The following is a 24,168-nucleotide window of genomic DNA, read 5'->3' as shown; positions in this document are numbered from 1 at the left end:
CCGAGTGGTCAAGAGGAGCCCGAAGGGCAAGCGGAAGGGGGCTCCCGACGGAGCCCCCCCCGGTTGGTGGGCGATCAGTGGGCGGTCAGCTGTTGGGCGCGCCCGAGACGGTGTAGGCGTCCCAGTCGTAGAGGAAGCCCTTGGCGTTGGGACCGTCTGTGGACGGGTTCCCGTGGTCGTCCACCAGGATGTCGCTCTGGTTCAGCGCATGGCTGATGTAGCCGTGGTCGAGCTTGTACTTCAGGTCCAGCGTGCCGATGTGGTACTGCGCCTCGGTGCCGGCGGCGGAGAGGTTGAAGTCGCCGAGCACCTCCATCGCGACCCGGGAGCCGGTGACGTTCATCCAGCCCTCGAACGTGTACAACGCCGAGCTGCGCAGACCCTGGGAGTCGGTGCTGTTGAACTCGTGGCCCATGCAGCACTGGCCGTCGTAGGGGCTGGTGGTGTTGTCGGCGATGTGCGCCGGGCTCACCGTGCTCTGCGCGGTCTTGTCGAACGTGTTCCCGGCGATGGTGCTCCAGATCCCCATCAGGTCGCTGGAGTGGTGGCCGGAGTAGACGAACGGCCGCGCGATCGCCGAGTTCCCACCGCTGCCGACCGCCGCGAAGCACTGACCGGCGTTGGTCAGGCCGGCGGCGTTCAGCTGCGAGGTGAACGTCGCGTCGTTGAACGCGCTGAGCATGCCGTCCCAGGTCGAGGCGCCGAAGAACTGGATCGCCGCGATCTCGGTGTCGACGCCGCCGTCCCGGTAGTTCGGGTTGTTGGTCTTCGAGAAGTTCCCGAAGCCGCAGATCCCGGACGAGAAGCTGTTGGCGTCGTTGTAGGTGTAGTTGCTGCCGTAGCCCATGGCCGCTTCCAGCAGCGTGACCTTGTTCTGTTCGGCGGAGGACAACTGGCTCCACGCCGAGCTGTCGTTCTTGAGCAACAGCAAGGCCTGTGCCACCGGCGCCTGGCCCCACATCTCCAGGCCGCCGTCCGCGTCCGGCTCGCGGCCGCCCGCTATCAGGCTCCTGATTTGTGTCAGCAGCGCGCTCCGGACACTGGTTCCACTAGTTGCCGCAGAACCAGGGGCGACCTTGTCGACCAGGGCCAGGTAGTAGAGCACCTTCGCCTGGGCGATGTTGGCCGGGTTGGTACCGGGACGCGGGACCGACGAGGTCGGCGCGGCCCAGGTGAACGGCGCGGCGGCGACCGCACTGTCGATCAGCGACTGCGTGAACGGGTTCGGTCCGCCGCCGCCGGAGGTGCTGCCGGTGACCGGGGCGCTCGGCGCGGAAGCGTTGCCCGCGCTGTCGATAGCCTCAACCGTGTAGGTGTGCGTGCTGCCGGCTGCCAGACCACTGATGGTCGCGGACGCCGTGGTCGGCGAGGCCACCACCGTGGAGCCCTCCAGAACCCGGTACGAAGCAGCGGGATCGCCGTTGTTCGCCTCGGTCCAGGACAGGCTGATGCTGGAGGACGTGGTGCCGGTGACCGTCAGGCCGGTCGGCGTGGCCGGCGTGGTCGGACCGCCGGAGCCGGTGGTCGCGGTGACCGGCGCGCTGGCCGCTGAGCCGTTGCCGGAGGCGTCCACCGCGGTCACCGTGTAGGTGTGCGTGCTCCCGGCCGCCAGCCCCGAGATGGTGGCGCTGGTGGTCGGAACGGTCGCGACCGGGACGCCGCCCTCGGACACGGTGTACGAGGCGGCCGGATCGGTGTTGTCAGTCTCGGTCCACGACAAGCTGATGCTGGACGTCGTGGTGCCGGTGACGGTCAGGCCGGTCGGCGTCGCCGGGGTCGGCTGCCCCGACAGGGCGTAGGCCGCGACGTTGGCCGGCGCGATGTAGCCGCCGGAGCCGTAGTCGCCGCTGAACTGGAACTGCAGGCTGGCACCGGCCGCGAGGGTCGCGTCGGCGCTGGTGTTGGAGAGCGTGTAGTGGTTCGCGCTGGCGGCGTAGGTGGCGCCCGCCGAGCTCTCGATGTTCTCGCTCTTGTCCAGATCGAACTGCACGTCCCAGCCGGTGACCGCGGAACCGGAGGTGTTGGTGAGCGTCGCGGTGTCGGTGTAGCCGCTCCCCCAGTCCTTGGTCTTCTTGACGGTGACGGTCAGCCCGCTGCCTCCACCGCCTGTCGTGCTGCCGGTGGCCGCGGCGCTGTGTGCGGACTCGTTGCCCGCAGCGTCGACGGCCGTGACGGTGTAGGAGTGCGTGCTGCCCGCGGCCAGACCTGTGACGGTGGCGTTGGTCGCCGTCGAAGTGGCGACGCGGCTGGTGCCCTCGTAGACGTTGTACGAGGCCGCCGCGTCCGAGTTGTTCGTCTCGGTCCAGTTCAGGCTGATGCTGGACGAGGTCGCACTGGCCACGACCACGTGCTGCGGAACAGCCGGAACGGTGCTGGGATTGGACGTGGTGCCGGTCGCCGACGCGCTCGGCGCCGAGGCGTTGCCCGCCGCGTCGAGGGCTTCGACGGTGTACGTGTGCGTACTCCCGGCGGTCAGACCGCCGACGGTGGCACTGGTACCGGTCGCGGTGGCGACCACGGTGGAGCCTTCGAGGACCTGGTACGACGCGGCCGGGTCCGCGTTGTTCGTCTCGGTCCAGGACAGGCTGATGCTGGAGCTCGTGGTCCCGCTGACCGCGAGGTTCGCCGGCGTCGCGGGGGTGTTGGCCGAGCTCGGCGTCGTCGCCGTCGCCGCGGTGCTGTGCGCGGATTCCACGCCGGAGCCGTCGACGGCGGTGACCGTGTAGGTGTGGGTGCTGCCCGCGGCCAGGCCGGTGATCGTGGCGCCGGTACCGCTGACCGTCGCGACCTTCGTCGAGCCCTCGTAGACGTTGTACGAGGCCGCGGCGTCGGAGTTGTTCGTCTCGGTCCAGTTCAGCGCGATGCTGGAGCTGGACGCCGCCGAGGCGCTCAGCGCGGTCGGGGTGGCCGGCCCGGTGGACGTGGGGGTCTGCGGACCGTCGGTGGCCAGGCTGAAGTCGGCGAACTCGGCGTTCTCGGTCTTCTTCGGGCTGTAGCTCAGGTCGTGCCCGCCGTGGAAGGTGGAGAAGAACACGCCGGAGTGCGCCCCGGGCATCGGCTCGGTGACCTGGCAGACGTTCTTGCCGTCGCTCCAGATGGTGATGGACCCGGTCGAGACGTTGGTCAGCTGCTCGATCGAGTGCCACTTGCCGTCCGCGGCGAACGTCCAGTTGCCGTTGCACAGGTCGGCGCCGTACCCGGAGCCGGACGCGGTGTAGAAGTACAGCTCGCCGTTGGGTGCGCTGGAGCTGCCGCCCTTCCACATGTAGCGGGTCGACCAGCCGCTGGCGCAGTGCTGCGCGCCGCTCTCGCAGCCCATCACCCCACCGCCCCACAGGCCGGGCATCTTGCCCTGGGTCTTGCCGCCGAAGTCGAAGCCCACCGGGAAGCTGTAGTCGTACTTCAGATCCAGGCTGGGGCTGTTCGCCAGGGCGGTCTGGCCGTTGGTGGTCAGGTCCTGGTAGAACTGGCCGCCGCCGAGCACGCAGCCGCTGACCGACAGGTAGCAGCTGGGCGGTCCGCTGTTGGCGGGATAGGTGACCTTCAGCGCCTGCCCGGATCCCGGGGCACTGGAGTCGGTGACCGGAGCCAGGTTTCCGTAGCCCCAGTTACAGGTGAATGTCCCCGAGGCACCCTGACACTGCGCGGTGTCAGACGTGGTGCCCCAGTTCGCGATCCACGGTGCGGTGTGGAAGTTGTCGAACGTCCCGGTCCACGCGGGAACTGTCGAGGCCGGTGCCGGGGCCGCCGCTGGTGTCGCGGCGGCGGCGAACCGGCCGGTGGCGGCCTGTCCGGCCTGGGTCACGCCGAACAGCGTGAGCGCTGCGGCGAGCATCCCGATCAGGATTTTCGTCCCCCGACGTCTTGATGGTCGCACTGGAGAGATCTCCTTTCGAACACATGTGACGTACTGAGCGGGCGTTTCAGATATATGAACGATTGTCAGATATCTGAAATCCGTCGCAGACGGTAATGTGGGGCAGGAGACCTGTCAACGAAGGAGTCCCATGGCCGAGACCGGCATATCCCGCGGCCCGGCGGCCGGATCCGCCGCCCCGACCTCCGACGCGAGCGCGGACGGGACCTCTGAGCTGGGCGGCGGCGATTCCGCGGCGGGCGTGAAGTCGGCCCGGCGGGCCGTGGAGCTCCTGGAGGCCTTCGGCGCGAACCACTCCTGGCTCTCGCTCACCGACCTGCACCACCACACCGGGTTCCCGCGCTCGTCGCTGCACGGCCTGCTGCGCACCCTGCGCGACGTGGGTTGGATCGAGTCCGACGACGCCGGCACCCGGTTCCGGCTCGGCGTCAAGGCCTTGATCTGCGGCACCGCCTACCTGGACCGCGACCCGGTGATGCCGTACGCCACCGAGGCGCTGGAGAAGGTGCGCGAGCAGATCGGCTACACCTGCCACTTCGCACGGCTCAACGGCCCGGACATCGTCTACCTGCAGACCCGGGAGTCGCGCACGTCGGCGCACCTGGTGTCGCGGGTCGGCCGGACGCTGCCGGCGCACGCCACAGCGCTGGGCAAGGTGCTACTGGCCGAGCTGGCCGACGACGAGCTGACCGCGGTGCTGCCCAAGAACCTGGCCGCGCTGACCGACCTGACCATCACCGACCGCGAGGCGCTGCGCTCGGAGCTGGCCTTCATCCGCGAGCGCGGGTACTCCACGGAGCGCGGCCAGAGCTCGCCGAACGTGGCGTGCGTGGCGGCCGTGGTGCCGTACCGGATCCCGGGCACCGACGCGATGAGTTGCTCGATGCCGGGCGAGCGGGTCACCGACGCCGAGTTGCAGCGGGTCGGATCGCTGCTGCGGGACGTGGCCGAGGACCTGAGCCAGCAGCTGCGGCGCGCCGGGATCCGGTGATCCCGGCGGCGCTGTTCCCGGCTTGGGCCCGACTGGTCCCCCGGCGGCCCCGGCATGGCCCCGGTGCGATCCCGGTGTGATCCCGGCCTGCTCCTGACCGGCTCCCAGCAGGGCTGACTCCCGCACCGCGGAGGTCGGGGACGTCCGTTCGACAGCCGCTGGCAGCGTTCTCATATGTGAACGTCGTCTACTTTGCTGAATTGTTACCGGCTGATGTCTTGTCAGCGTCCTTAACCAGTGCCACGGTTCCGGCCATGGCGACTACTGCGTCCCCCGCAGCCCCGGCCGCGCGCCGTCCGGTGAACCGCGCGACCCTCTACACGTTCGGTGCCTTCGGCGGCATCCTGTTCGGCTACGACCTGGGCGTCATCGCCGGTGTCCTGGTGCTGCTCGCGAAACAGTGGTCTTTGACCGCTTTCCAGAAGGGCGCCATCACCGCGAGCCTGTCGGTCGGCGCGATGGTCGGCGCGGTCCTGGCCGGCCGGCTGTGCAACCGGATCGGCCGGCGGCTGACCATCATGACGGCCGCGGTGGTGGTCATCGTCGGCACCGTCGCGTGCGTACTGGCCGGCGACTGGCAGGTGATGATGCTGACCCGCGGCGTCATCGGCATCGGCATCGGGCTGTCCTCGGCGACGGTCCCGACCTACCTGGCCGAGCTGGCCCCGGCTCGCGTGCGCGGCGCTCTGGGCTCACTCAACCAGCTGTTCATCGTGAGCGGCATCCTCACCGCGTTCCTCGTGGACTACGCGTTGTCCAGCCACAACAACTGGAAGGGGATGTTCCTCGGGGCCCTGATCCCCGCGGCCATCCTGATAGCCGGGCTGCTGGTGCTGCCGGAGACCCCGCGCTGGCTGCTGAGCAAGGGCCGGGACGCCGAGGCCAAGGCGGTGCTGGCCGCGACCCGCCCGGACGCGAGCGACGCGGAGCTGGACGTCGAGGTCCAGGACATCCGCGACGTCATCCGGCGCGACAGCGAGGAGCGGGGCCGGGTCCGCGACCTGTGGCAGCCGTGGGTGCGGCCGATGGTGCTGGTCGCGATGATCCTGGCGATCGGGCAGCAGTTCTCCGGCGTCAACGCCATCAACGCCTACTTCCCGACGATGCTGAAGTCGCTGGGCTTCGCCACACGCACCGCGCTGCTCTCGGCGGTCGTGCTGGGCGTCGTGAAGTTCCTGTTCACGGTGTGGGAGCTGTTCGTCGTCGACCGCTGGGGCCGCAAGCCGCTGCTCCAGATCGGCGCGGCGATCATGGTGGTCTCGCTGTTCGCCGCGGGTCTGGTCATCAAGAACGTGACCGACAAGAACACGCTCGGCACCATGACCCTGATCTTCCTGATCCTCTACCTGGCCGGGTACGAACTCGGCTGGGGCGCCACGGTGTGGGTGATGATCGGCGAGATCTTCCCGCTCCGGGCCCGGGCCGCCGGCACTGCCGTCGCGACCACGGTTCTGTGGGCCGCCACCGGCCTGGTGACCGCGGTCTTCCCGACGATGTCGGCGAAGAGCAACCTCGGGATCGGCGGCGCGATGTGGGTGTTCGCGGGGATCAACGTGGTGCTGCTGATCCTGGCCCGGTTCTACATCCCGGAGACGAAGGGCCGGAGCCTGGAGCAGATCGAGCGGGATCTGCGGGGCGGGAAGATGTCCGGCGGTGCGGCCGGAGAGGCGGCTGAGGAGACCGGCGAGGCGGGACTGGTTTCCGAGGTCTGATCCGGTTTGCCGCCCGGCGGCGCACGAGCGTTCAAGACACTCCTGTGCGCCGCCGGGAATCCTCGGATCATGAACGACAGCACCAACAAGGACAGCACTCACAAGGACGACGCCGTCGAGGACGGCGCTCCGCATGACAGCCCCGTCAGGTTCGACACGAAGATCGCCGTGCTGCTGCGCGACGACCTCGCGGTGTGGCAGCGGCTGAACGTCACGGCGTTCCTGGTCAGCGGGATCGGATCGGCGCATCCCGAAGTCATCGGCGAGGCCTATCGGGACGCCGACGACACCATCTACCTCTCGGAGTTCCGGCAGCCGGTGATGGTGTTCGAGGGGAGCGCGGAACTGCTCGCCGCCGCCCGAAGCAGAGCCCTGTCACGCGGTCTGGACGTCGCGGTGTTCACCGCCGACATGTTCAAGACCGGCAACGACGCCGACAACCGGGCGGCGGTGCGCGCCGTGCGCGGCGACGACCTGGATCTGGTCGGGATCGCGGTGTACGGCGCGAAGAACGCGGTCGACAAGGCGTTCAAGGGTGCCGCGATGCACCGCTGAGCTCCGGTGCCGACCGATCGCGCTGAGCGCCGCTGACTCCGGCGCGCAGACCCGCGCCGCGCCCTACCGCCCCTCGTGCGGTTCCAGGCGCGGCGCGCTGGTGTCCGCCAGGACCGCGTCCAGCAGGCCCGGCCAGCGGACGTCCATCAGCTCGCGGCGCAGCCGCACGTGCTTCTTCGCGCCGACCCACCACATGACGACCAGCCCGGCCTCGCGCAGCACCTTGTAGTGGTGCGACATCGTCGACTTGGTCGCGGTGAGCCCGCTCTTGTCCCAGACGTCCAGACAGGCCATCCCGCCCTCGGGGGCGAACGCCCCGACGGTGCGCACGATGGTCAGTCGCGCCGGCTCCGCCAGCGCGGACAGCACGGCGGTCAACTCCACCGCGTCCTCGCCGGGATGGCTCAGTTCGTACTGCTCGACCTGGGTGTCCATTGCCACAGCCTAAACCCGCTTGCCTTCAGTTCGATAGTCGTCGTACAGTTCGATGGTAGTCGAACCGTTCGATGAGTGTCGAACTCTTCAACTGCCGATCAGCACTGGTCCGAGCGAATGCGATGGTGCCCCGTGTCAGCCACCACGGAAGAAGTCCTCACTCCCTTAACAACGAAGCCGGCGCCGGAATCTTCCCCCGATCCGCGGCGCTGGCGCATGCTGCCGGTGATCCTGTCGGCGATGTTCATGGCGATGTTCGACTACTTCGTGGTCAACGTCGCCGCGCCGTCGTTCCAGCACGACCTGCACACCACCGACGCCGGGCTGGAGCTGGTGGTCGGCGGGTACGGCTTCGCCTACGCGGCCGGCCTGATCACCGGCGGCCGGCTGGGCGACCTGCTCGGCTACAAGCGGATGTTCGTCATCGGCATGGCCGCTTTCACGCTGGCCAGCCTGGCCTGCGGGGTGGCCACCACGTCGACCGTGCTGATCGTCGCGCGCCTGGTGCAGGGCGCCACGGCGGCGGCGATGGTCCCGCAGCTGCTGGCCCTGATCAACGTGATCTACCCGGTGCACGAGCGGCCGCGGGCGATGGCGTGGTTCGGCGCCACCATCGGCACCGGCTCGGTGGCCGGGCAGGTGCTCGGCGGCGTGCTGCTGGAGGCCAACCTGTTCCACTGGACCTGGCGGCCGATATTCCTGGTGAACGTGCCGATCGGGCTGATCGCGGTGGTGCTGGCGCTGCGCTGGCTGCCGGACACCCGGGGCACGCACCGTCCGAAGTTCGACCCGGTCGGCGCGATCGCCATCGCGCTGAGCATCGGCCTGGCGCTGGCCCCGCTGATCCTGGGGCGCGCCGAGGGATGGCCGATCTGGACCTGGATCTCGCTGATCGCCTCGGTGCCGGTGATGATCGTCGCGATGCGCTGGGAGTCCAAGCTGTCCCGGGCCGGCGGGGCGCCGATGGTGGACCTGGCGCTGTTCAAGGAGCGGACGTTCAGCCTGGGCCTGGCGCTGTCCGGGCTGATGCTGGCCATGTTCGGCGGGTTCATGCTGGCCATGACCCTGTTCCTGCAGGGCGGCATGCACATGAGCCCGGTGCGGGCCGGGCTGCTGTTCGGGCCGCTGGGCGTGGCCTTCGCGGCCAGCTCGATGCTGGCCCGGCGGGTCTCCGGCCGGTACGGCTCCCGGGTGATCGCCATCGGCGCCTCGCTGAGCACCGCCGGGCTGGTGTTCCTGGGCATCGTGCTGGCCTGGCGCGGCGCGGACCTGGCGTCCTGGCAGCTGCTGCCGTCGATGATCCTGGTCGGCACCGGCAACGGGTTCGTGCTGCCCTCGCTGGTCGGCTCGGTCCTGGCAGGGATCAAGTCGAAGAACGCCGGGGCGGCCTCCGGGATGCTGGTCACCTCGCAGCAGTTCGGCGGCGCGGCCGGCGTGACGATCCTGGGCACCGTGTTCTTCTCGGCGCTGGGCTCGCACCCGAGCGGGTTCGGCAGCTATGTGAGCGCGATGCGCTGGGTGGACCTGGTGGACGTGGTGTTCGTCGTGGCCATTCTGGCGATGGCGTTCCTGCTGCCCAAGCAGGCCGCGGGGATGGCTGCCAAGCGGTAGGGGCTCACCACCGTCGCCGGACAGATGCCCGCAGATGCCCGGTCGGATCGCCTCATCAGCCGATCCGGCCGGGCATCGGCGTGCGCCCGGCCGTTCGCGGCGCCACTGTGGGACGCATGACGAATTCCAGCCTGGCCTCCCGGGTGGCGGCCGGGCGAGCGGCCCGCAAGCAGGTCACGCGCTCCTCGACCGGGAACTGGTCGGCGCCCCCTGACCGCCGCGACCCGATGGCGATCCTGGAGAAGCAGGCGGGCACCCGGCTGCCGGGCCTGGTGCCGATCCGCTACGGCCGGATGGCCGCCTCGGAGTTCGCGTTCCTGCGCGGCGCCCCGGCGATCATGGCCGCGGACCTGGCTCACTCCCCGAACACCGGCCTGACGGTGCAGCTGTGCGGCGACGCGCACCTGTCCAACTTCGGCCTCTACGCCTCCCCCGAGCGCCGGCTGGTGTTCGACCTGAACGACTTCGACGAGACCCTGCCGGGGCCCTTCGAGTGGGACGTGAAGCGGCTTGCGGCGAGTATCTCGGTGGCCGCGCGGCAGAACGGGTTCAAAGACGACTTCGGCGCGGACGCGGCCAGGGAGGCGGCGCGGGCGTACCGCACGATGATGGCGCGGCTGGCGGGGATGAGCGAGCTGGACGTCTGGTACCAGAGCGTGGACGCCACGATGCTGCTCCAGCTGACCAAGCGCAAGCGGGGCCGGCAGGAGGTGCAGGCCTCGCTCACCGAGGCCGAGCGGCACACGAACCTGCAGGCGCTGCGCAAGCTGACCGGCCCCGGGCCGGACGGCACGCCGCGCATCCGATACCAGCCGCCGCTGTTGGTGCCGTTCGCGGAGCTGGGCTTCGACCGGGACGCCGAGGAGGAGACGATCCGCCGGGTGTTCACCGACTACCGGTCGACGCTGCAGGAGGATCGCAGGGCTCTGCTGGAGCGGTTCCGGTATGTGGAGTCGGCGCTGAAAGTGGTGGGCGTCGGCAGCGTGGGGACGCGCTGCTCGATGTCGCTGCTGCTCGGCGAAACCACGTCGACGCCGTTGTTCCTGCAGGTGAAGGAGGCCGAGGAGTCGGTGCTCGCGCCGTACCTGAAGGCCAGCCGCTACGAGCACCAGGGGCACCGGGTGGTCGGCGGGCAGCGGCTGATGCAGGCGACCAGCGACATCTTCCTGGGGTGGGCCAGCGGGCCGGAGGGACGGTACTTCTACGTGCGGCAGCTGCGGGACATGAAGGGGTCGGCGAACGTGCCGGACATGGACAAGGCGACGCTGCGCGCCTACGCGGAGCTTTGCGGGCAGACGCTGGCGCGGGCACACGCGCGGTCCGGGGACCGGGTGGCGATCGCGGCGTATCTGGGCGGCGGGGATTCCTTCGACCTGGCCATGGGGCGGTGGGGCGTGGCGTACGCCGATCAGACTCGGGAGGATCACAAGGCTTTGATCAACGCGATCAAGACCGGTGCGGTGCGCTCGGTTGATGCTTAGGTCTTCAGTTAGGTGTTCAGTACCGGCGGCCGTTGCGCAGGAGGCCTTGGTCTTCAAGGAGATCGACGAGTCGGGCCCGCTGCTCGGGCTCCATCGCCTTGTCGGGGAACGCCAGCCCGCGCGTCGGCGCGGCGGCGAGCTTGAGGTGCCAGATGCCGAATCGCCGGTAGGCGCGGCGCCATTGCGGCCACGGGAGCTTGGCGATCCTGCCGGACACCGCGTAGGTCACGCCCTCCGCGTCGAACGCGACGGTGATCGGCGCGGGGTGCAGGTATCCGGAGGCGCGGAGCTTGCGGTAGCGGCCGGCGACCACCGCGACGACGAGCAGGACGGAGATGACGGGGAGGACGACGGTCGCGTCGCGCAGCGCTCCGGCGAGGCCGGCCGCGATGATGACGCCGATCCAGAGCACCGTCGCCAGCGCGTCGCCGAGCTCGGCGACGACCGCGGTTCGGGCGGTGCTGATGAAGGCGACGACGACGGGCGCGTCGGCGTCCGCGATCTCCTCCGGAACGCCGCCAAGATCCCCCACCCGCCACAGCATGCCCTATCTGGGCGAAGACGCGAAAGAGATTGTCGCGGTGGCGTATGAGGGAACGGCCCCGCCAGTGCGGGGCCGTTCCCTGTACTTCATGCTGTCGGCTTCACGCGCTCAACGCGCGGTCCGGGTCCGCAGGCCGAACCACACCAGCGCGGCGACCACGAGCACGACGACGCCGTCGGCGCCGAGGCTGAGCCGGATGCCGCCGGCGAGCGCGTCTTTGGCCGCGTGCCCGGCGGACTTGAGGCTGTCGGAGCGGGCCGAGGCCACGGCCGACAGCAGCGGGATGCCGAGCGTCAGGCCGACCTGCTGCGAGGTGGTGACCAGGCCGGTGGCCAGGCCCTGCTCGGTATCGCCGAGGCCGGAGGTCGCGGTGACGCCGTAGGAGACGATCGCGGCGAGGTGGCCGAAGGCGGCGACGGCGCCGAACGTCACCAGCAGCAGGGTCGCGTTCCCGGGCGCGATCATGGCCAACGGCAGGATCAGCACGCCCTGGAACAGCAGCCCGCCGACCAGCGTGGCGCGGGCGCCGAAGCGGCCGATGAGGCGCGGGGCGACCATGCCGCCGAAGGCCGCGGCGATGCCCATCACCGCGAAGACCAGGCCGGTCAGCGTCGGGGACATGCCGTTGATCTGCTGGAGGAACAGGGTGCCGAGGAAGACGACCGCGCTCATGCAGGCGAAGGTCACCAGGCCGCCGAGGTTGCCGATGGCGACGTTGCGGCGGCGCAGGATCCGCAGCGAAACCAGCGGTTCGGCGGCGCGGGACTCGATGACACCGAACGCTACAAGCAGCGCCACGCCGGCGACCAGGCCGATCACCACGTCGGCGCGGCCGAAGCCGACCTGCGCGGCGGTGGAGAGGGCGTAGATCAGGGCCAGCAGGGCGGTCGTGACGGTGACGGCGCCGGGGATGTCGAGGCGGGAGGCGTGCGGGTTGCGGCTCTCGGTGAGCAGCCGCGGCGCGCCGAGCAGGACGATGGCGCCCATGACGGTGTTCAGCACCATGGTGGAGCGCCAGGACAGGGCCTGGGTCAGCGCGCCGCCGAGCACCATGCCGGCGGTGAAGCCGACGGTCATCAGGGTGCCGTTGATGCCCAGTGCGCGCTCGCGCTGCGGCCCCTCGGCGAAGGACGTGGTCAGCAGCGCCATACCGGTCGGCACGATCATCGCGGCGCCGATGCCCTGCAGGGCGCGTCCGGCCAGCAGGACCGCCGGGATCCAGGCGACAGTGGCGATCACGCTGGCCGCGGTGAACAGCACGGTGCCGGCGATGAAGACCTTCTTGCGTCCGACGAGGTCGCCGACGCGGCCGGACAGCAAGAGCAGGCCGCCGGAGGGCAGGGCGAAGGCGGTGGCGATCCACTGCAGGTTCGCGTCGGTGATGTGCAGGTCCTTGCCGATGCTGGGGACCGCGATGTTCAGGATGGAGAAGTCGACGGCGACCATGAAGTTCGCCGCGCAGAGCAGGAAGAGAACAAGCTTGGCCCGGGCGGACAAGCCGGAAGTCGTCGAAGGGGTGTCGATGTTCGGGTTGTCGGTGTTGCGGGTGTCGATGGTGCGGTTGTCGATGTTCGCGGTGGCTGCCGCACCGGCCGACCCGGTGGGCGTCACCGGCGTGGGCTGGTCGAGGACATCTGTCATGGCATCCAGGATTCGGCGCGGCGAGCGGACGTGGGTAGCGCCTGTTTATGCTGGTGGTCCTTACACCAGGCTGAGCACCGGGGTGGATCGCGGTTCGCGGGGTAGGACGCGGGGGATGGCCGCCGTGCTCGATGGTGTGCTTGAGGGGAGAGAGCTGTGTCGATGACGGCCCCGGTCCAGGTGGACCCCGAATCCGTCCGACGTGCGAACCTGCGCGAGTTCCTGATCGCGCGCCGCGCCCGGATCACGCCCGAGGAAGTGGGTCTGGCACCCGGCGGACGCCGCCGTACGCCGGGGCTGCGCCGCGAGGAAGTGGCCGTGCTGGCCGGCGTCGGCACGTCCTGGTACCAGTGGCTGGAGCAGGGCCGGGACATCACGGTGTCCTCGCAGGTCCTGGACGCCGTCGGCCGGGTGCTCAAACTCGACGAGCCGGGACTGCGCCACCTGTACGCCCTGGCCGGCCTCAACCCGCCGCCGGTCGGCAGGATCTGCCCGGACCACGCCTCCGGCCCGGTCAACCAGGCGCTGCTCCGCCTCGTGGACACCTGGCTCCCCAACCCGGGCATGATCATCGACCGCTACTGGAACATGGTGGTCGCCAACCGTGCGGCGGAGCTGGCCCTACTCACCAACGAGGGCAACTGGAACTGCCTGCACCAGTACTTCCTCGACGAGATCTACCGCGAATCCCTGGAGAACTGGGCAGAACTGGCCCCGCGCGTGGTGGCGACGTACCGCTCGGAGATGACGGCGTGCCCCGGCGACGAGGGCTTCCGCCAGGTCGTCGAAAGCCTGCTGCCGCAGAGCCCGGAGTTCGCCGAACTGTGGGCCCGCCAGGGCGTCGCGCACGGCGGCGTGAACATCAAGACTCTGAGTTCACGCGTCGGACCGCTGCACTTCGAGTCGGTGACGCTGTCCGTGCCGGACCGCGCGGACCTGCGGATCGTGCTGCACAATCCGCGGGCCGGGTCGGACACCCGGGCGAAGATGGAGCGGTTGCTGGCTGAGGACGAGCGACGGAACGGGTTGCGGTTGGTGGCCGGGTAGTTTCCTATCCGGGCGGGCAGATCTACCCTGAAAAACGCACGGAAGTCCAGTGCTAGGGGTAGGCCATGTCAGATGTCGAACGTACCGACCTGAACCGGCTGCGGGACATCATCCGCAGCGCGCAGCAGCAGGGGGACCAGTATCCGGTGGATCCGCGGGCGCGGGTCACGGTGGGGACCGAGGGTGAGATCTATACCGGGCAGGCGCCCGCGGGGCGTCCTTTGAGCAAGGTGCAACACGGGACTTTCGCGGCTCGGGTGCGAGGGCGCGAGGTCGAGGATCTGCGGTGGGCGGCGAAGCACATGCCGCGGAACACGCAGTTCATCGAGCATCGGGATGCGCGGGGGTGGTGTTACAGCTTCCTGTCGCAGATGGGGCGGCCGTACACGATGTTCGCGTACTTCGACGGGGTGAGTTATCAGGTCAAGCTGGTCGAGCCCCGATTGGAGGGGCTGGTCGGGGCGCACGCGGGGCATCTTTATGCCAACGGGCGTTTGTGTCTGAGCCAGTCCGGGGGTTCGGGCCAGCCGACTTTGGAGGAGGCCTACTCGAAGTCGGTGCTGTGGGCCACGGGGATGGATGTGGTGTTGGCCGGGTTTCCGTTCCCGTTCTCGACGAACAACGAGTTCGAGTACGACCTCTGATTCGGTGGCATTCGCCGCCGGCGTCTTTGTGGAGGGCCGCGCATGCTGACACCCGTGCGGGTGGCGGATTTCGTGGTGGACGCGATCGCCGCGCGCATCGGTGCGGTCGAGCCGGAGCAGGGCGGGGCGCTGTTGGGGCTGCCGGGGCTGGACTACGTCACGGAGTTCATCCACGACGCCGGCGCCGCCACGACCGGGACGCGGTATCGCAACACGGACCGCCTGATCGCGACGATCGGCGCGCGGGAAGCGGCGAGCGCGGCGCGGTTCAAGGGGATCGTGCACTCGCACCCGCGCGGCATGCCCGTGCCTTCGAGCCAGGACCAGTCGGAGTACGCGGAGTCACTCCGGCTGAATCCGCAACTGGCGCGCTACCTGGCGCCGATCGTGACGCACGACGTGGACACGCCGCTGGCGGGACACGAGCTACGCCTCGGGCCGGCGCGCTTCTCGTTCTACGGGGCGGAGCGAGCGGCCGACGGCTTCGTACTCGCGCCGGTGCGTCCGCTGGTGGTGCCGGTGACCCGGATGCTGCGGCGCGCCGGCGTCCGGCCGGAAGGCAACCCGGCGGCGATCGAGGTGGAGGGCGCGACGCTACTCGCCACGCACGCACAGCTGCCGGGGTTCGGGGCGGTGACGCTGCTGCTGGGGGCGGACTTCCCGGCGACGGCCCCGATAGTGCTGCCGCAGGACGGCACCGGGCCGCTCGCGCTGGGATGGGACCTCGGCCTGCCGCCGGTGGAGCGGCTCGCGGGGGCGGTGCTGGCGCTGCGGCGGGGTCGGGGGCGCGGGCGTGCTCGGGAGCGGGAGGGGCGGGATGCTTCGCATCGAGGTGGGGCGCGCGGCAGAGACGACGGCTCGGGCAGCTCGGGCGGCTCAGGGCGGGCGGAGGGATCGGCGCGGGCGGTAGCTGGAGCGAGCGGCGGGGATGTGGCGACGGGCGGCGAGAAAACCGGGGGAAGGCTCGCGAAAGCAGTGGATGGCGTGGCGGGAGCGGAAGGCTCGGCGCCAACGGTAGGTAAGGCAGGCGACGGACGCGGCGCGGACGCGGCGGCGGGCGGCAAGAAAACTGCGGGAGGGCTCGCGGAGGCAGCGGATGGCGCGGCGGGATCAGAGGGCCTCGCGGGTTCGGCGGCGGATGGCGCGGCGGGCGCGGGAAGCATTGCGGATTCTGGAGTCGAAGTCGCGGCGGGCGAGGTCCCGGGAACTGAGGATGGGGTCGAGGCCGGTGGCGTAGGTGTGCGGGATCCGGGGGTGGTCTTGTTTGCGCGGACCGAGGGCATTCTGTCGCCGGCGCTGAGCGATCGCAGGGTACTGATTGTTGGTGCCGGGTCGGTCGGGTCTTATATGGCCGAGGTTTTGGCGCGGAGTGGGGTTGGGGCTTTCACGATCGTGGATCCCGATGTGGTTGAGGCCGTCAATGTGGGGCGGAGTGCCTATCGGGTTGCGGATGTGGGGTTGGGGAAGGGGGTGGCTGCTGCCGAGGTTGTGCTTTCTGTCAATCCTGGGGCACGGGTTGGGGTATTCGGGGCGCGGCATGAGGATGTGGATTTGGCGGCTTTGGTTGGTGATGCCGACTTGGTCGTGGTGGCGACCGATGATCCGGGGGCGCAGGCGCGGGTTGGGCATTTTGCTTATTGGGCCGGGCGGCCTGCTGTCTTTCCCGGGCTTTATCAGGGGGCGCGGGGTGGCGAGATCATTGTGGCGGCGGGTGGGAGTGCTTGCTTCGCGTGCGCGACTGGTGGGGTGCGGGCTGATTTGCAGGAGACCGGGAGTGGGGAGGTCGCCGCGCCGACTGACTACGGCACCGGGCGCCTGATTGCGGAGCCCGGCTTGTTGGCCGACGTGCATCACGTGGCGGCGATCGCGGCGAAGCTGGCGCTCGGGTTGCTCCATGAGCCGGATGACGACGTCGCGGCCGCTCGCTTCGCGTACGGCATCCTCAAGGCCGGCACCACGTACGCCGTCTTCGGGCACGAGCCCGAGTACTGGATCTTCGCCGAGCTGATGCGCGCCGCTCCGGCGCAGTACGCGTACCAGTCGCTGTGGTTGTCGGTGGCGAGCAGGAGCGATTGTCCCGTGTGCGGCGAGCCCGAGGGCCGCACGGATCCTTCGGCCTTCCAGGAACCGGATCTCGATCTCATCAGAGCCCTGAAAGACTCGCGATGAGTGCTCTGTATCCCGCGCCCTCCCCCGTGGCCACGAACTGGCTCGCGACGCTGCGTACGACCCTCGCGCGTCTTGCCGACCAGGTCGGCGAAGGCCCAGCGATCGACGTGGCGACCCTTGCCGCGCACCTGGAATCCGAGTCGCCGGAGGCCGCGGAGCTCGGCGACGCGTTGACCGCGACGCTGGAGGAGTTCGAGGACGTCATCAGTGGGCTGACAGAGGCGTTCGGGCTGGTGCCGTCGACGTTGCTCATCGCGCTCGGGCGCGGCGAGGAGATCGGCGAGCTCGACCCGGTGGTAGCGGGGGCGTTGGGGGATGTCACCGAGATCAGATCACTGACATCCTCCGGGACCGTGACCATCGAGAAGGACGGGCGCTCGACCACGCTCATCGCGGCGACGACCGTCGCCGCACCGGTGGGGCCGGCGCGGATCGCGTGGCCCGATCGGGAGGACGTGTGGCTCTGTGCTGTCGCGAGCACAGGTGCGGGTAACGGTGCGCCGGCACTAGCCAGGGCAGCGCTGGAGCGGATCCTGCCCCACGTCGGTGTCAGTCGGGCTCACCTCAGGACGGCGCCCGCAGGACCCCCGCAGAACGCCCCCACAGCCCTCCACGCCGCCCTCCTGGCCATCGACCCCACCGCGGACCCCGACCTCGTCATGGCCCGCCTGGAAGGCTGGCGCGCCGCCCTCGAACAGCTCCACCGCGGCGCGGTGGCCATCCACTGGGAGCAGTCCTGATGGCGCGAGTCCTGATGGAGCAACCCTGACATGGCCAACGACGACATCGCCAAGATCCGCACCGCGATCGCCCGGCAGGAGGGCCGCGTCCCGCGCGCCGTCATCCGCCCCGGCCGCAGCCACCGCCCGCACCTGCGGCCGGCGCCGCAGACCCGCGGCGAGTTCGCGCTGGCGCTGCTGTCGATCGGGCTGACGTTCCCCGCCCTACTCTTCAGCCTCACCGCGGGGCAGTTGGCCGCGTTCTGGGTCGGAGACCACGCGCAGAGCGGCGGGAAGGCCTGGCCGGTCTTCAGGGCCCTGGGTTACCGGCCTTGGCGGCTCGGAGGGCCCGAGTACCTGTACCACGCGATGGTGGTGGAGTTCCGGCTGCTGCCGTGGATCGCGATCGCCGCGGTGCTGACCGCCGCGGTCGCGCGGCCGTATCAGGCGGTGCTGGCGGCCTTCGCGGCCGGGATCGTGGAGAACAACTGGTGGCTGCACCTGCCGAGCTACGACTTCCCGAAGTGGTTCGCCGACCTCGTCGACAAGCAGCGGACGCTCCTGGAGCACCACGACCCCTGGCAGGCTTTCGGAATCCTGCTGGCGTCGGCTCTGTTGGCCATGGCCTGGGCAGAGCGGACCCAGGCCGCCTGAATCGGCTTGGTCGGCGCGTCCGGTCGGGTGGCCCCGGAGCGCGCCGTCGCACGTCCGTCAGCCGTACTGGAGCAGGTAGTCCAGGACCTCGCTCATCGAGGCGGTGGCCATCGCGATGCAGGAGTCGGCCGCGCCGTAGTACAGCCGCAGGTCGCCGGTCTCCTCGTCGTGGATCATCCCGGTCGGGAACACCACGTTCGGCACGTCGCCGTGGGTCTCGTAGTCGGTCGCCGGGCCCAGCACCCACTGCGGCGAGCGGCGGATCACCTTGGCCGGGTTCTCCAGGTCGAACAGGACCAGGCCGGCGCGGTACAGCGGCCCCGCGGCCATCTGCTTCACGCCGTGGTAGACGCCGAGCCAGCCGTGCTCGGTCTCGATCGGGGCCGGGCCCAGGCCCATGCGGGCCGCGTCCCACCAGGCGCCCTCGCGGCTGGCCATCACCGGCTCGGGGTTGCTCCACGTGCGCAGGTCCTCGGAGCGGGACATCCACACGTCGGCGCGGCCGTCGTGGCCGGCGTACGGGCGGTGGTACAAGCAGAACTCGCCGTTGACCCGGCGGGGCAGCAGCGAGGCGTTCTTGTCCTCCGGCGGCAGGATCACGCCGAGCTTCTCCACCGAATGGAAGTCCTCGGTGGTCGCCAGGGCGACGCAGGGGCCGGAGGGTCCGTAAGCGGTATAGGTGATCACATATGCCGAAAGTTCGGCCACGTAGGTGATGCGGCAGTCCTCGACACCCCACATGCTCGTGTGGTCGGCCGGGTCGTCGGCCAGCAGCGGCTTGGGGTCCACGCGCCAGCCGTGCACCCCGTCGGGGGAGCGCGCGACGGTGAGGTGTGACAGGCCGCGGCGGTCCTCGACGCGGCACAGAAGGACCGTCTCGCCGTCGTGGCTCGTGGCGCCCGGGTTGAAGACGGTGTTGATCTGGTAAGGCCAGTCGTTGGCCGTCAGGATCGGATTGGCAGGGTCCCGGCGGAACAGTTCGCCGTGGGGGCTGGTGGTGCCGAGCGGGGTCGACATCTTTTGCCTCGCAGGTGGTCTGGTTGCGAACAGGTTTCGATCTTCGCAAACGGCACAGTTCGCCGCTGGAAAGCACCGACTGTAGCGCCCGTGATCACGCCCTGTCTGGACAACACGCTAAACGCAGGCGCCAACAGGACCTTTCCATTCGTCGGCCGCAATAGCAGCTCCCGGTCTTTTCGCCACGACCCGCCACGCATAAGGAATCACGGGCCATGGCGGCGCCAGGGTCGATTGTGTGACGAAGGCCACAGCGCGCTCTCACGCTCGCGCCACCCCCTAAAAGACAGTCGGGCACCACCCCTATGATTACTCGGCCGTTGACGGATCGCCTGCTGTTCACCAGCTCGCGAGGTCCCGGACGGCAGCCACCACGCTGTTGTCCGTTCCACGCTGGGAAGAGGTGTGCGCTTTTGCACGTCAATGGTTTCACCTACGGTCCACTCACCCCCCTATTGGCCTACTTCATGGCGTTCCTGGGCTCGGCGATCGGGCTGCAAAGCGCCTCGCGGGCCCGGGTATCCGCCGGCGGGTCCCAAGCCCGCTGGCTCGCCATGGCCGCGATAGCCCTCGGCGGCACGGCCATCTGGGTCATGCACTTCATAGCCATCCTCGGCTTCACGGTGCCGGGCGTCGAGATCCGCTACGACCCGGTGCTGACCGTCACGAGCCTGGTCGCGGCCATCGCGTTCGCCGCGGCCGGCCTGACGCTGGTGGTCCGGCGTGACGGCGACACCAAGGCGTTGCTGCTCGGCGGATTCATCACCGGCTCGGGCGTCACCGGAATGCACTACCTGGGGATGGCGGCGATGCGCATGACGCCGCAGGTCCACTACAACGTGCTGGTGGTCGCGGCCTCGGAAGTGGTCGCCGTGGTCGCCGCGACCGCCGCGCTCTGGTTCGCGCTGCGGGTCCGCGGGCTGCCGGCCACCATCGGCGCCGCGATCGTCATGGGGGTGGCCGTCACCGGAATGCACTACACCGGCATGGCCGCGGTGCACGTGACGGCGACCGCGATGGATCCGACGCCCTGGTCGGCCGGGATGCCGATCGCCGCGGAGTCGGTGCCGACCGGGATGTCGGCCTCGGCGCTGCTGACGCCGCTGGTGCTCGGGATCAGCGTCACCACCACGATCCTGCTGCTGGTAGTGGCGATGGCGCCCACCGAGCGCGAGTTGCAGGAGGAGCGGCGGGCCGTGGAACTGGCTTCATCGCTGCGAGAGCGCAGCTACTAGCAACGACGGATCAACCCTCACAACGGGTCCGGCCCTGTACCACACCACCGCTCTCGCGAGGCGTGGCACAGGGCCGGTGTCGCCGAGACGGGCCGAATCTCCAAGGCGCGCCTGGAGTTCCGCCCCTGGCGGTCACACCAAGTCGGCGGACCGCAGGGCCAGCAGCGCCTGGTAGTACGCGAGCGTCGACTCAGCCCCCTGATTCGGGTTCGCGTCGGTCTCGCGCAGCCCGTCCCGGCCGCCGCCGCTGCTCGCGTCGTACAGCGGCAGGCCCAGCCGGTTGGCTCCGAGGAACCAGCCGAAGGCGCGCCGGGCCCGGTCGGCGTAGAACTCCCGGCCGGTGACGCGCCAGGCCTCGACGCAGGCCTCGACCACCGCGGCGGCGTCGATCGGCTGCTCGTCGCCTTCGTACCGCGCAGGCACCGCACCCTTGCGCCGCCACAGGTTCCCGATCAGCGTCAGGTGGCCTTCGGGCTCCTCCCCCGGGCCCGACGGACCCGCCTGGCCCGACGGACTCGACTCTCCGAGCCCGACCTGCCCGAGATACCAGTCCAGGGCCCGCAGCGCGTCCCCCACCACGGCACCGTCCCCGGCCCGCTCGCCGCCGGCCAGCAGGGCCTGCGCCAACCGGGCGTTGTCGTAGGTGAGCTCGTTCTCGAACCAGGGCCAGTCGTCGGTGGCCGTGGCCCGGAACGCCGCCTCCAGCCGCGCCACGCCCAACGCCAATTCGGGCGTCGGCTCCGGGACGCGCACCAGCCCCAGCAAGGCGTAGGCGGTCGAGCGGACCGTCGCCATCGCCCGCAGCGCGGGGCTGGCCTGCTCCAGCAGCGCCGCGGCGCGCTCGCGGTACTTGTCGGGCACCGAGCCGCCCGCGGCCACCGCGCCGAGGGACCACAACAACCGCCCGACATGATCGCCGGTGTGCGGCTCGTCGAGCCACACACCGGTCGCGTCGCGCATATTGCGGGAGCCGAGGGCCGAAGCGTCGTAGCCGGCCTCCAGGAAGCCCAGAGACGTATCCAGCCAGTCGTGCGGGTCGGCACCCTTCAGCTCGCGTACGGGAACGTCGCACAGTCCGGCGGCGACGATCGCCAGCCGGGACACGTCGTCGACGCAGTAACCCGACCCCAGGTCCGGTTTAGCTCGGTCGCTGAACTGGACGATGCCGCCGGAGTCGGTGATCCGGTTCAGATGGGTGAGTTTCAGCTTCGGCACGTCGACCCGCGCCATGCCGGCGGCGTCGGTGGCGACGGCGTCGGGCACGGGGCGCGCGCGCCGGGCCGCGGTGGCCCGTGCGATCCCGGCGAATCGGCGGGCCACCGCGGTCCAGTGCAACCCCGCGCCCTGGGTCCTGGCGGCCTCCCTGGCGCGCTCCATGCGGTCCGGGTCGGACAGGAGGGTGTGCAAGGCCTCGGCGTACGCCTCGGGGTCCTCCGGCGGGACGGTGATGCCCGCGCCGCCGGCGAGCATGTCCTCCGCGTAGAAATACGACGTCGACACCACCGGACAGCCCGCGGCGACGGCGAAGGTGAGGGCCCCGGACGAGATCTGCTCGCGGGAGCGGTAGGGGGTGCAGAAGATCTCGGTACGGGCCAGGACCGCGGAGATCTCGGCATCCGACAGGAACAGGTCGAGGAAGACCACGCGGTCCTCCAGCTTGGCGCCTTTCACGGCGAGGACCAGTTTGTCGCGGTAGTGCTCGCCTTCCTGGCGCGCGATCTCCGGGTGCGTGGAGCCGGCGATGAGATACGTCACGTCGGGGTGCTGCTCCGCGATCCGGCCCAGAGCCGCGATCGCGGTCTCCAGGCCCTTGCCGGGCGAGAGCAGACCGAAGGTGGACAAAAGGCGGCGGCCGGCGAGCCGGTCCAGGGTGGCGGCCACCTCCGGGCGGATCTCGCCGCCGCTTCCGGGCGGCGGCGCGCCGTGCGGGACGTGCACGATCCGGTCCGCCGGGGCGATGCCGGTGTCGACCGCCAGCCGGCTGGCGGTCCCGGTGAACACGGTGACGGCCGCGGCGTCGCGGCACAGCCGGTACAGGGTGTCGGCCTGCGAGGAGCTCGGCTCGGAGAGCACCGTGTGCAGCGTGACCAGATACGGGACGCCGAGCCGGTGCAGCTCGGCGGCGAAGTCGGTGATCCAGGCGCCGTCCGGGCCGCCGAAGATCCCGAACTCGTGCTGGATGACGACCGCGCCGACCCCGGAGGCGGCCACCTGCTGGGCCGCCCTGCGGTAGTCGGTGCGCTCGTCCTGGCCGATCACCGTCCGCACCGTCGCGGGGTATGCCAGTCCGTCCCGGTCCAACGCGCAAACCTCCACGCGCACGTCCGGAGCGGCATCGTTGAGCGCGACAGCCAGGTCGCGCGAGTAGGTGGCGATGCCGCACCGTCGCGGCGGATACGTGGAAACGATCGCGAGTGTTATGCCGATGTTCGAGACAGTCCCTGCCATGACCTCTCATACCTCTCTCCGTCGTCACTAAATACGACGGAACCGGCAAGTCACTCTAACGTCACTCAGTGGACTTAATCAATACTCTTAGACACATTGCCGGTCCCGCTCCGGTGAGCAGCGCGGTTCAGGCACCGTCTTTGGCAAGCCGCTGTCCGAGGCGAAAGCGGCCCGCCCCACCTGCGCCTGTGACGTGGGCCGCTTGACAAGCCCCCGGGAGCGGCATGGTTTAATAGCGCCATGACCGGCGCTTGCATCACGTGCTGCGCGACCTGCCATGGGACGAAAGCCCATATGGCCGGCCGCGTATGCCGCATGCGCCGAATGTGCGGCCGCTGACGTCCGATAGCCCGCTGGTACGGATGACGCGAGGGTTCGCCCCCGCTTCACCCGGAGGGCACCTTCCAGCCGCCGTACACCTGTAGAGGTAACTCTGATGACAGTCCTCACGAGGCCCCGCCTCAGCTCATCCGCACCCGTCCGCCGCACACCGGACTACCGCTTGTGCCTGCTCACGCACCGGGTCCCTCCCCGGGTTCATAAAACGTGCCGCCGAATGCGCCGGGGCGTACCAGCCAACGCTGTCTGCGTACGCCCTTCCCGGACCGACGACCCCCGATTTGTGAGTTCCGCGAACCCGCTGAGGAGCACCCCCGATGGACCCCCGCCGCCTGGAGAAGATCTACGACACCGTCCGTGACGAACTGGACGGTCTGGACCGCTTCGAGATCGAGCAGCGCGCCTGCGTGGCCCGCGCCCGCTGGCACGCAGCCTCGACAAGCCCCAACGCCAATCCTGAACAACGGGCCCTGGCCGGGGCCCGCGCCGCGGCCATCGGCCGGATCCTGATCCACCTGCGGCGGACCTGGACCGACGAGTACGACGCCGCCGACCACGCGGCCCGCGCGCTGGCCGCCGAGCGTGTCGACCCCGAGGTCGCCGCCGGGGTCCGGGCCGCCGGACACCCGGTCGGGGCCCGCGTCGAGGTGGTCGGCGAGGAGCGCACCGGGGTCGTGCAGCAGATCCTGGTCTCGCGCGAAGAGGACGGGTACTACGCGCGCTGGTACGTGGTGCACGTCGCGGAACTGCAGTTGTGCCGGGCCTACGGCTGCGACGAGTTGGAGACGCTGGAGCCGGAGCAGGCGCCGCTGGCGCCGGCCGCGCAGCACTCGGCGGCGTCGTTCGCGGCGCTGGCCGAGCGGGCCGAGCGCGCCGAGCGGGGCTCGGTGACGGTGCGGCACGGGCAGCGCGGCGGCCGACGGGTGCTGGCCGCGGCCTGAGGACGAGCGTGGCGGGGGTGGCGGGGCCGGATCCGGCCCCGCCACCTGGCGTCTGTGGAGGCTGGAAACCGCCGGATGGCCTGTCGAGCGATGGTTTCCGGCCAGGCG

The 24,168-nt window shown here is 70.1% G+C and carries 18 protein-coding genes; 12 read left to right on the top strand and 6 right to left on the bottom strand.

Annotation, left to right across the window (positions count from 1 at the left end):
- Positions 1 to 85: 85 nt before the first annotated feature.
- Positions 86 to 3,835, bottom strand: coding sequence for a fibronectin type III domain-containing protein (locus ABH935_RS21995; RefSeq protein WP_370379793.1), 3,750 nt, complete (start codon positions 3,833 to 3,835; stop codon positions 86 to 88).
- Positions 3,836 to 4,007: 172 nt separating this feature from the next.
- Here ABH935_RS21995 and ABH935_RS21990 point away from each other — a divergent pair, with 172 nt between their 5' ends.
- The 3 genes from ABH935_RS21990 to ABH935_RS21980 all read left to right on the top strand — a co-directional run bounded on the left by ABH935_RS21990 (position 4,008) and on the right by ABH935_RS21980 (position 7,135).
- Positions 4,008 to 4,868, top strand: coding sequence for an IclR family transcriptional regulator (locus ABH935_RS21990; RefSeq protein ID WP_370379792.1), 861 nt, complete (start codon positions 4,008 to 4,010; stop codon positions 4,866 to 4,868).
- Between the two features lie 254 nt (positions 4,869 to 5,122).
- On the top strand, positions 5,123 to 6,580 hold the full coding sequence (locus tag ABH935_RS21985; protein WP_370379791.1) for a sugar porter family MFS transporter: 1,458 nt from the start codon (positions 5,123 to 5,125) through the stop codon (positions 6,578 to 6,580).
- Positions 6,581 to 6,649: 69 nt separating this feature from the next.
- On the top strand, positions 6,650 to 7,135 hold the full coding sequence (locus ABH935_RS21980; protein WP_370379790.1) for a DUF2000 family protein: 486 nt from the start codon (positions 6,650 to 6,652) through the stop codon (positions 7,133 to 7,135).
- A gap of 63 nt (positions 7,136 to 7,198) precedes the next feature.
- Here the strand turns inward: ABH935_RS21980 and ABH935_RS21975 are convergent, their stop codons facing one another.
- On the bottom strand, positions 7,199 to 7,570 hold the full coding sequence (locus ABH935_RS21975) for an ArsR/SmtB family transcription factor (RefSeq protein ID WP_370379789.1): 372 nt from the start codon (positions 7,568 to 7,570) through the stop codon (positions 7,199 to 7,201).
- Between the two features lie 132 nt (positions 7,571 to 7,702).
- Between ABH935_RS21975 and ABH935_RS21970 the strand changes: the two genes are divergently transcribed.
- Both ABH935_RS21970 and ABH935_RS21965 read left to right on the top strand, forming a co-directional pair.
- Positions 7,703 to 9,181: an MFS transporter gene (locus ABH935_RS21970; protein ID WP_370379788.1), complete on the top strand. Its 1,479-nt coding sequence runs from the start codon at positions 7,703 to 7,705 to the stop codon at positions 9,179 to 9,181.
- Between the two features lie 116 nt (positions 9,182 to 9,297).
- Positions 9,298 to 10,662 carry a DUF2252 domain-containing protein gene (locus ABH935_RS21965; protein ID WP_370379787.1) on the top strand — a complete coding sequence of 455 codons (1,365 nt, stop codon included), beginning with the start codon at positions 9,298 to 9,300 and terminating at the stop codon, positions 10,660 to 10,662.
- A 16-nt stretch (positions 10,663 to 10,678) separates the two neighbouring features.
- Here the strand turns inward: ABH935_RS21965 and ABH935_RS21960 are convergent, their stop codons facing one another.
- Both ABH935_RS21960 and ABH935_RS21955 read right to left on the bottom strand, forming a co-directional pair.
- Positions 10,679 to 11,194 carry a hypothetical protein gene (locus ABH935_RS21960; protein WP_370379786.1) on the bottom strand — a complete coding sequence of 172 codons (516 nt, stop codon included), beginning with the start codon at positions 11,192 to 11,194 and terminating at the stop codon, positions 10,679 to 10,681.
- Positions 11,195 to 11,314: 120 nt separating this feature from the next.
- A complete protein-coding gene (locus ABH935_RS21955; RefSeq protein WP_370379785.1) occupies positions 11,315 to 12,847 on the bottom strand; it encodes an MFS transporter in 1,533 nt (510 codons plus the stop codon).
- Between the two features lie 162 nt (positions 12,848 to 13,009).
- On the opposite strand from ABH935_RS21955, the gene ABH935_RS21950 reads away from it, so the two are divergent.
- From ABH935_RS21950 to ABH935_RS21930, 5 genes are all read left to right on the top strand, one after another.
- Positions 13,010 to 13,894, top strand: coding sequence for a helix-turn-helix transcriptional regulator (locus tag ABH935_RS21950; RefSeq protein ID WP_370379929.1), 885 nt, complete (start codon positions 13,010 to 13,012; stop codon positions 13,892 to 13,894).
- A 65-nt stretch (positions 13,895 to 13,959) separates the two neighbouring features.
- The gene (locus ABH935_RS21945; protein ID WP_370379784.1) at positions 13,960 to 14,538 is read left to right on the top strand and encodes a hypothetical protein; all 579 of its coding nucleotides are present in this window, start codon (positions 13,960 to 13,962) and stop codon (positions 14,536 to 14,538) included.
- 42 nt (positions 14,539 to 14,580) lie between these two features.
- Positions 14,581 to 16,707, top strand: coding sequence for a ThiF family adenylyltransferase (locus tag ABH935_RS21940; RefSeq protein ID WP_370379783.1), 2,127 nt, complete (start codon positions 14,581 to 14,583; stop codon positions 16,705 to 16,707).
- Positions 16,704 to 17,447: a hypothetical protein gene (locus ABH935_RS21935; RefSeq protein ID WP_370379782.1), complete on the top strand. Its 744-nt coding sequence runs from the start codon at positions 16,704 to 16,706 to the stop codon at positions 17,445 to 17,447. Before ABH935_RS21940 ends, ABH935_RS21935 begins: the two co-directional genes overlap by 4 nt.
- A 30-nt stretch (positions 17,448 to 17,477) precedes the next feature.
- Positions 17,478 to 18,080 carry a hypothetical protein gene (locus ABH935_RS21930; protein ID WP_370379781.1) on the top strand — a complete coding sequence of 201 codons (603 nt, stop codon included), beginning with the start codon at positions 17,478 to 17,480 and terminating at the stop codon, positions 18,078 to 18,080.
- 57 nt (positions 18,081 to 18,137) lie between these two features.
- On the opposite strand, the gene ABH935_RS21925 is transcribed toward ABH935_RS21930, so the two are convergent.
- The gene (locus ABH935_RS21925; protein ID WP_370379780.1) at positions 18,138 to 19,097 is read right to left on the bottom strand and encodes a glycosidase; all 960 of its coding nucleotides are present in this window, start codon (positions 19,095 to 19,097) and stop codon (positions 18,138 to 18,140) included.
- A 413-nt stretch (positions 19,098 to 19,510) separates the two neighbouring features.
- On the opposite strand from ABH935_RS21925, the gene ABH935_RS21920 reads away from it, so the two are divergent.
- Entirely contained in the window at positions 19,511 to 20,332 is an 822-nt protein-coding gene (locus ABH935_RS21920; RefSeq protein WP_370379779.1) for an MHYT domain-containing protein, read from the top strand.
- Between the two features lie 132 nt (positions 20,333 to 20,464).
- On the opposite strand, the gene ABH935_RS21915 is transcribed toward ABH935_RS21920, so the two are convergent.
- Positions 20,465 to 22,780, bottom strand: coding sequence for a glycosyltransferase (locus ABH935_RS21915; protein ID WP_370379778.1), 2,316 nt, complete (start codon positions 22,778 to 22,780; stop codon positions 20,465 to 20,467).
- 656 nt (positions 22,781 to 23,436) lie between these two features.
- Here ABH935_RS21915 and ABH935_RS21910 point away from each other — a divergent pair.
- A complete protein-coding gene (locus ABH935_RS21910) occupies positions 23,437 to 24,060 on the top strand; it encodes a hypothetical protein (protein WP_370379777.1) in 624 nt (207 codons plus the stop codon).
- Positions 24,061 to 24,168: the final 108 nt, after the last annotated feature.

The organism is Catenulispora sp. GAS73, assembly GCF_041262085.1.
Classification (GTDB): domain Bacteria; phylum Actinomycetota; class Actinomycetes; order Streptomycetales; family Catenulisporaceae; genus Catenulispora.
This window is presented reverse-complemented; position numbering and strand designations above follow the sequence as displayed.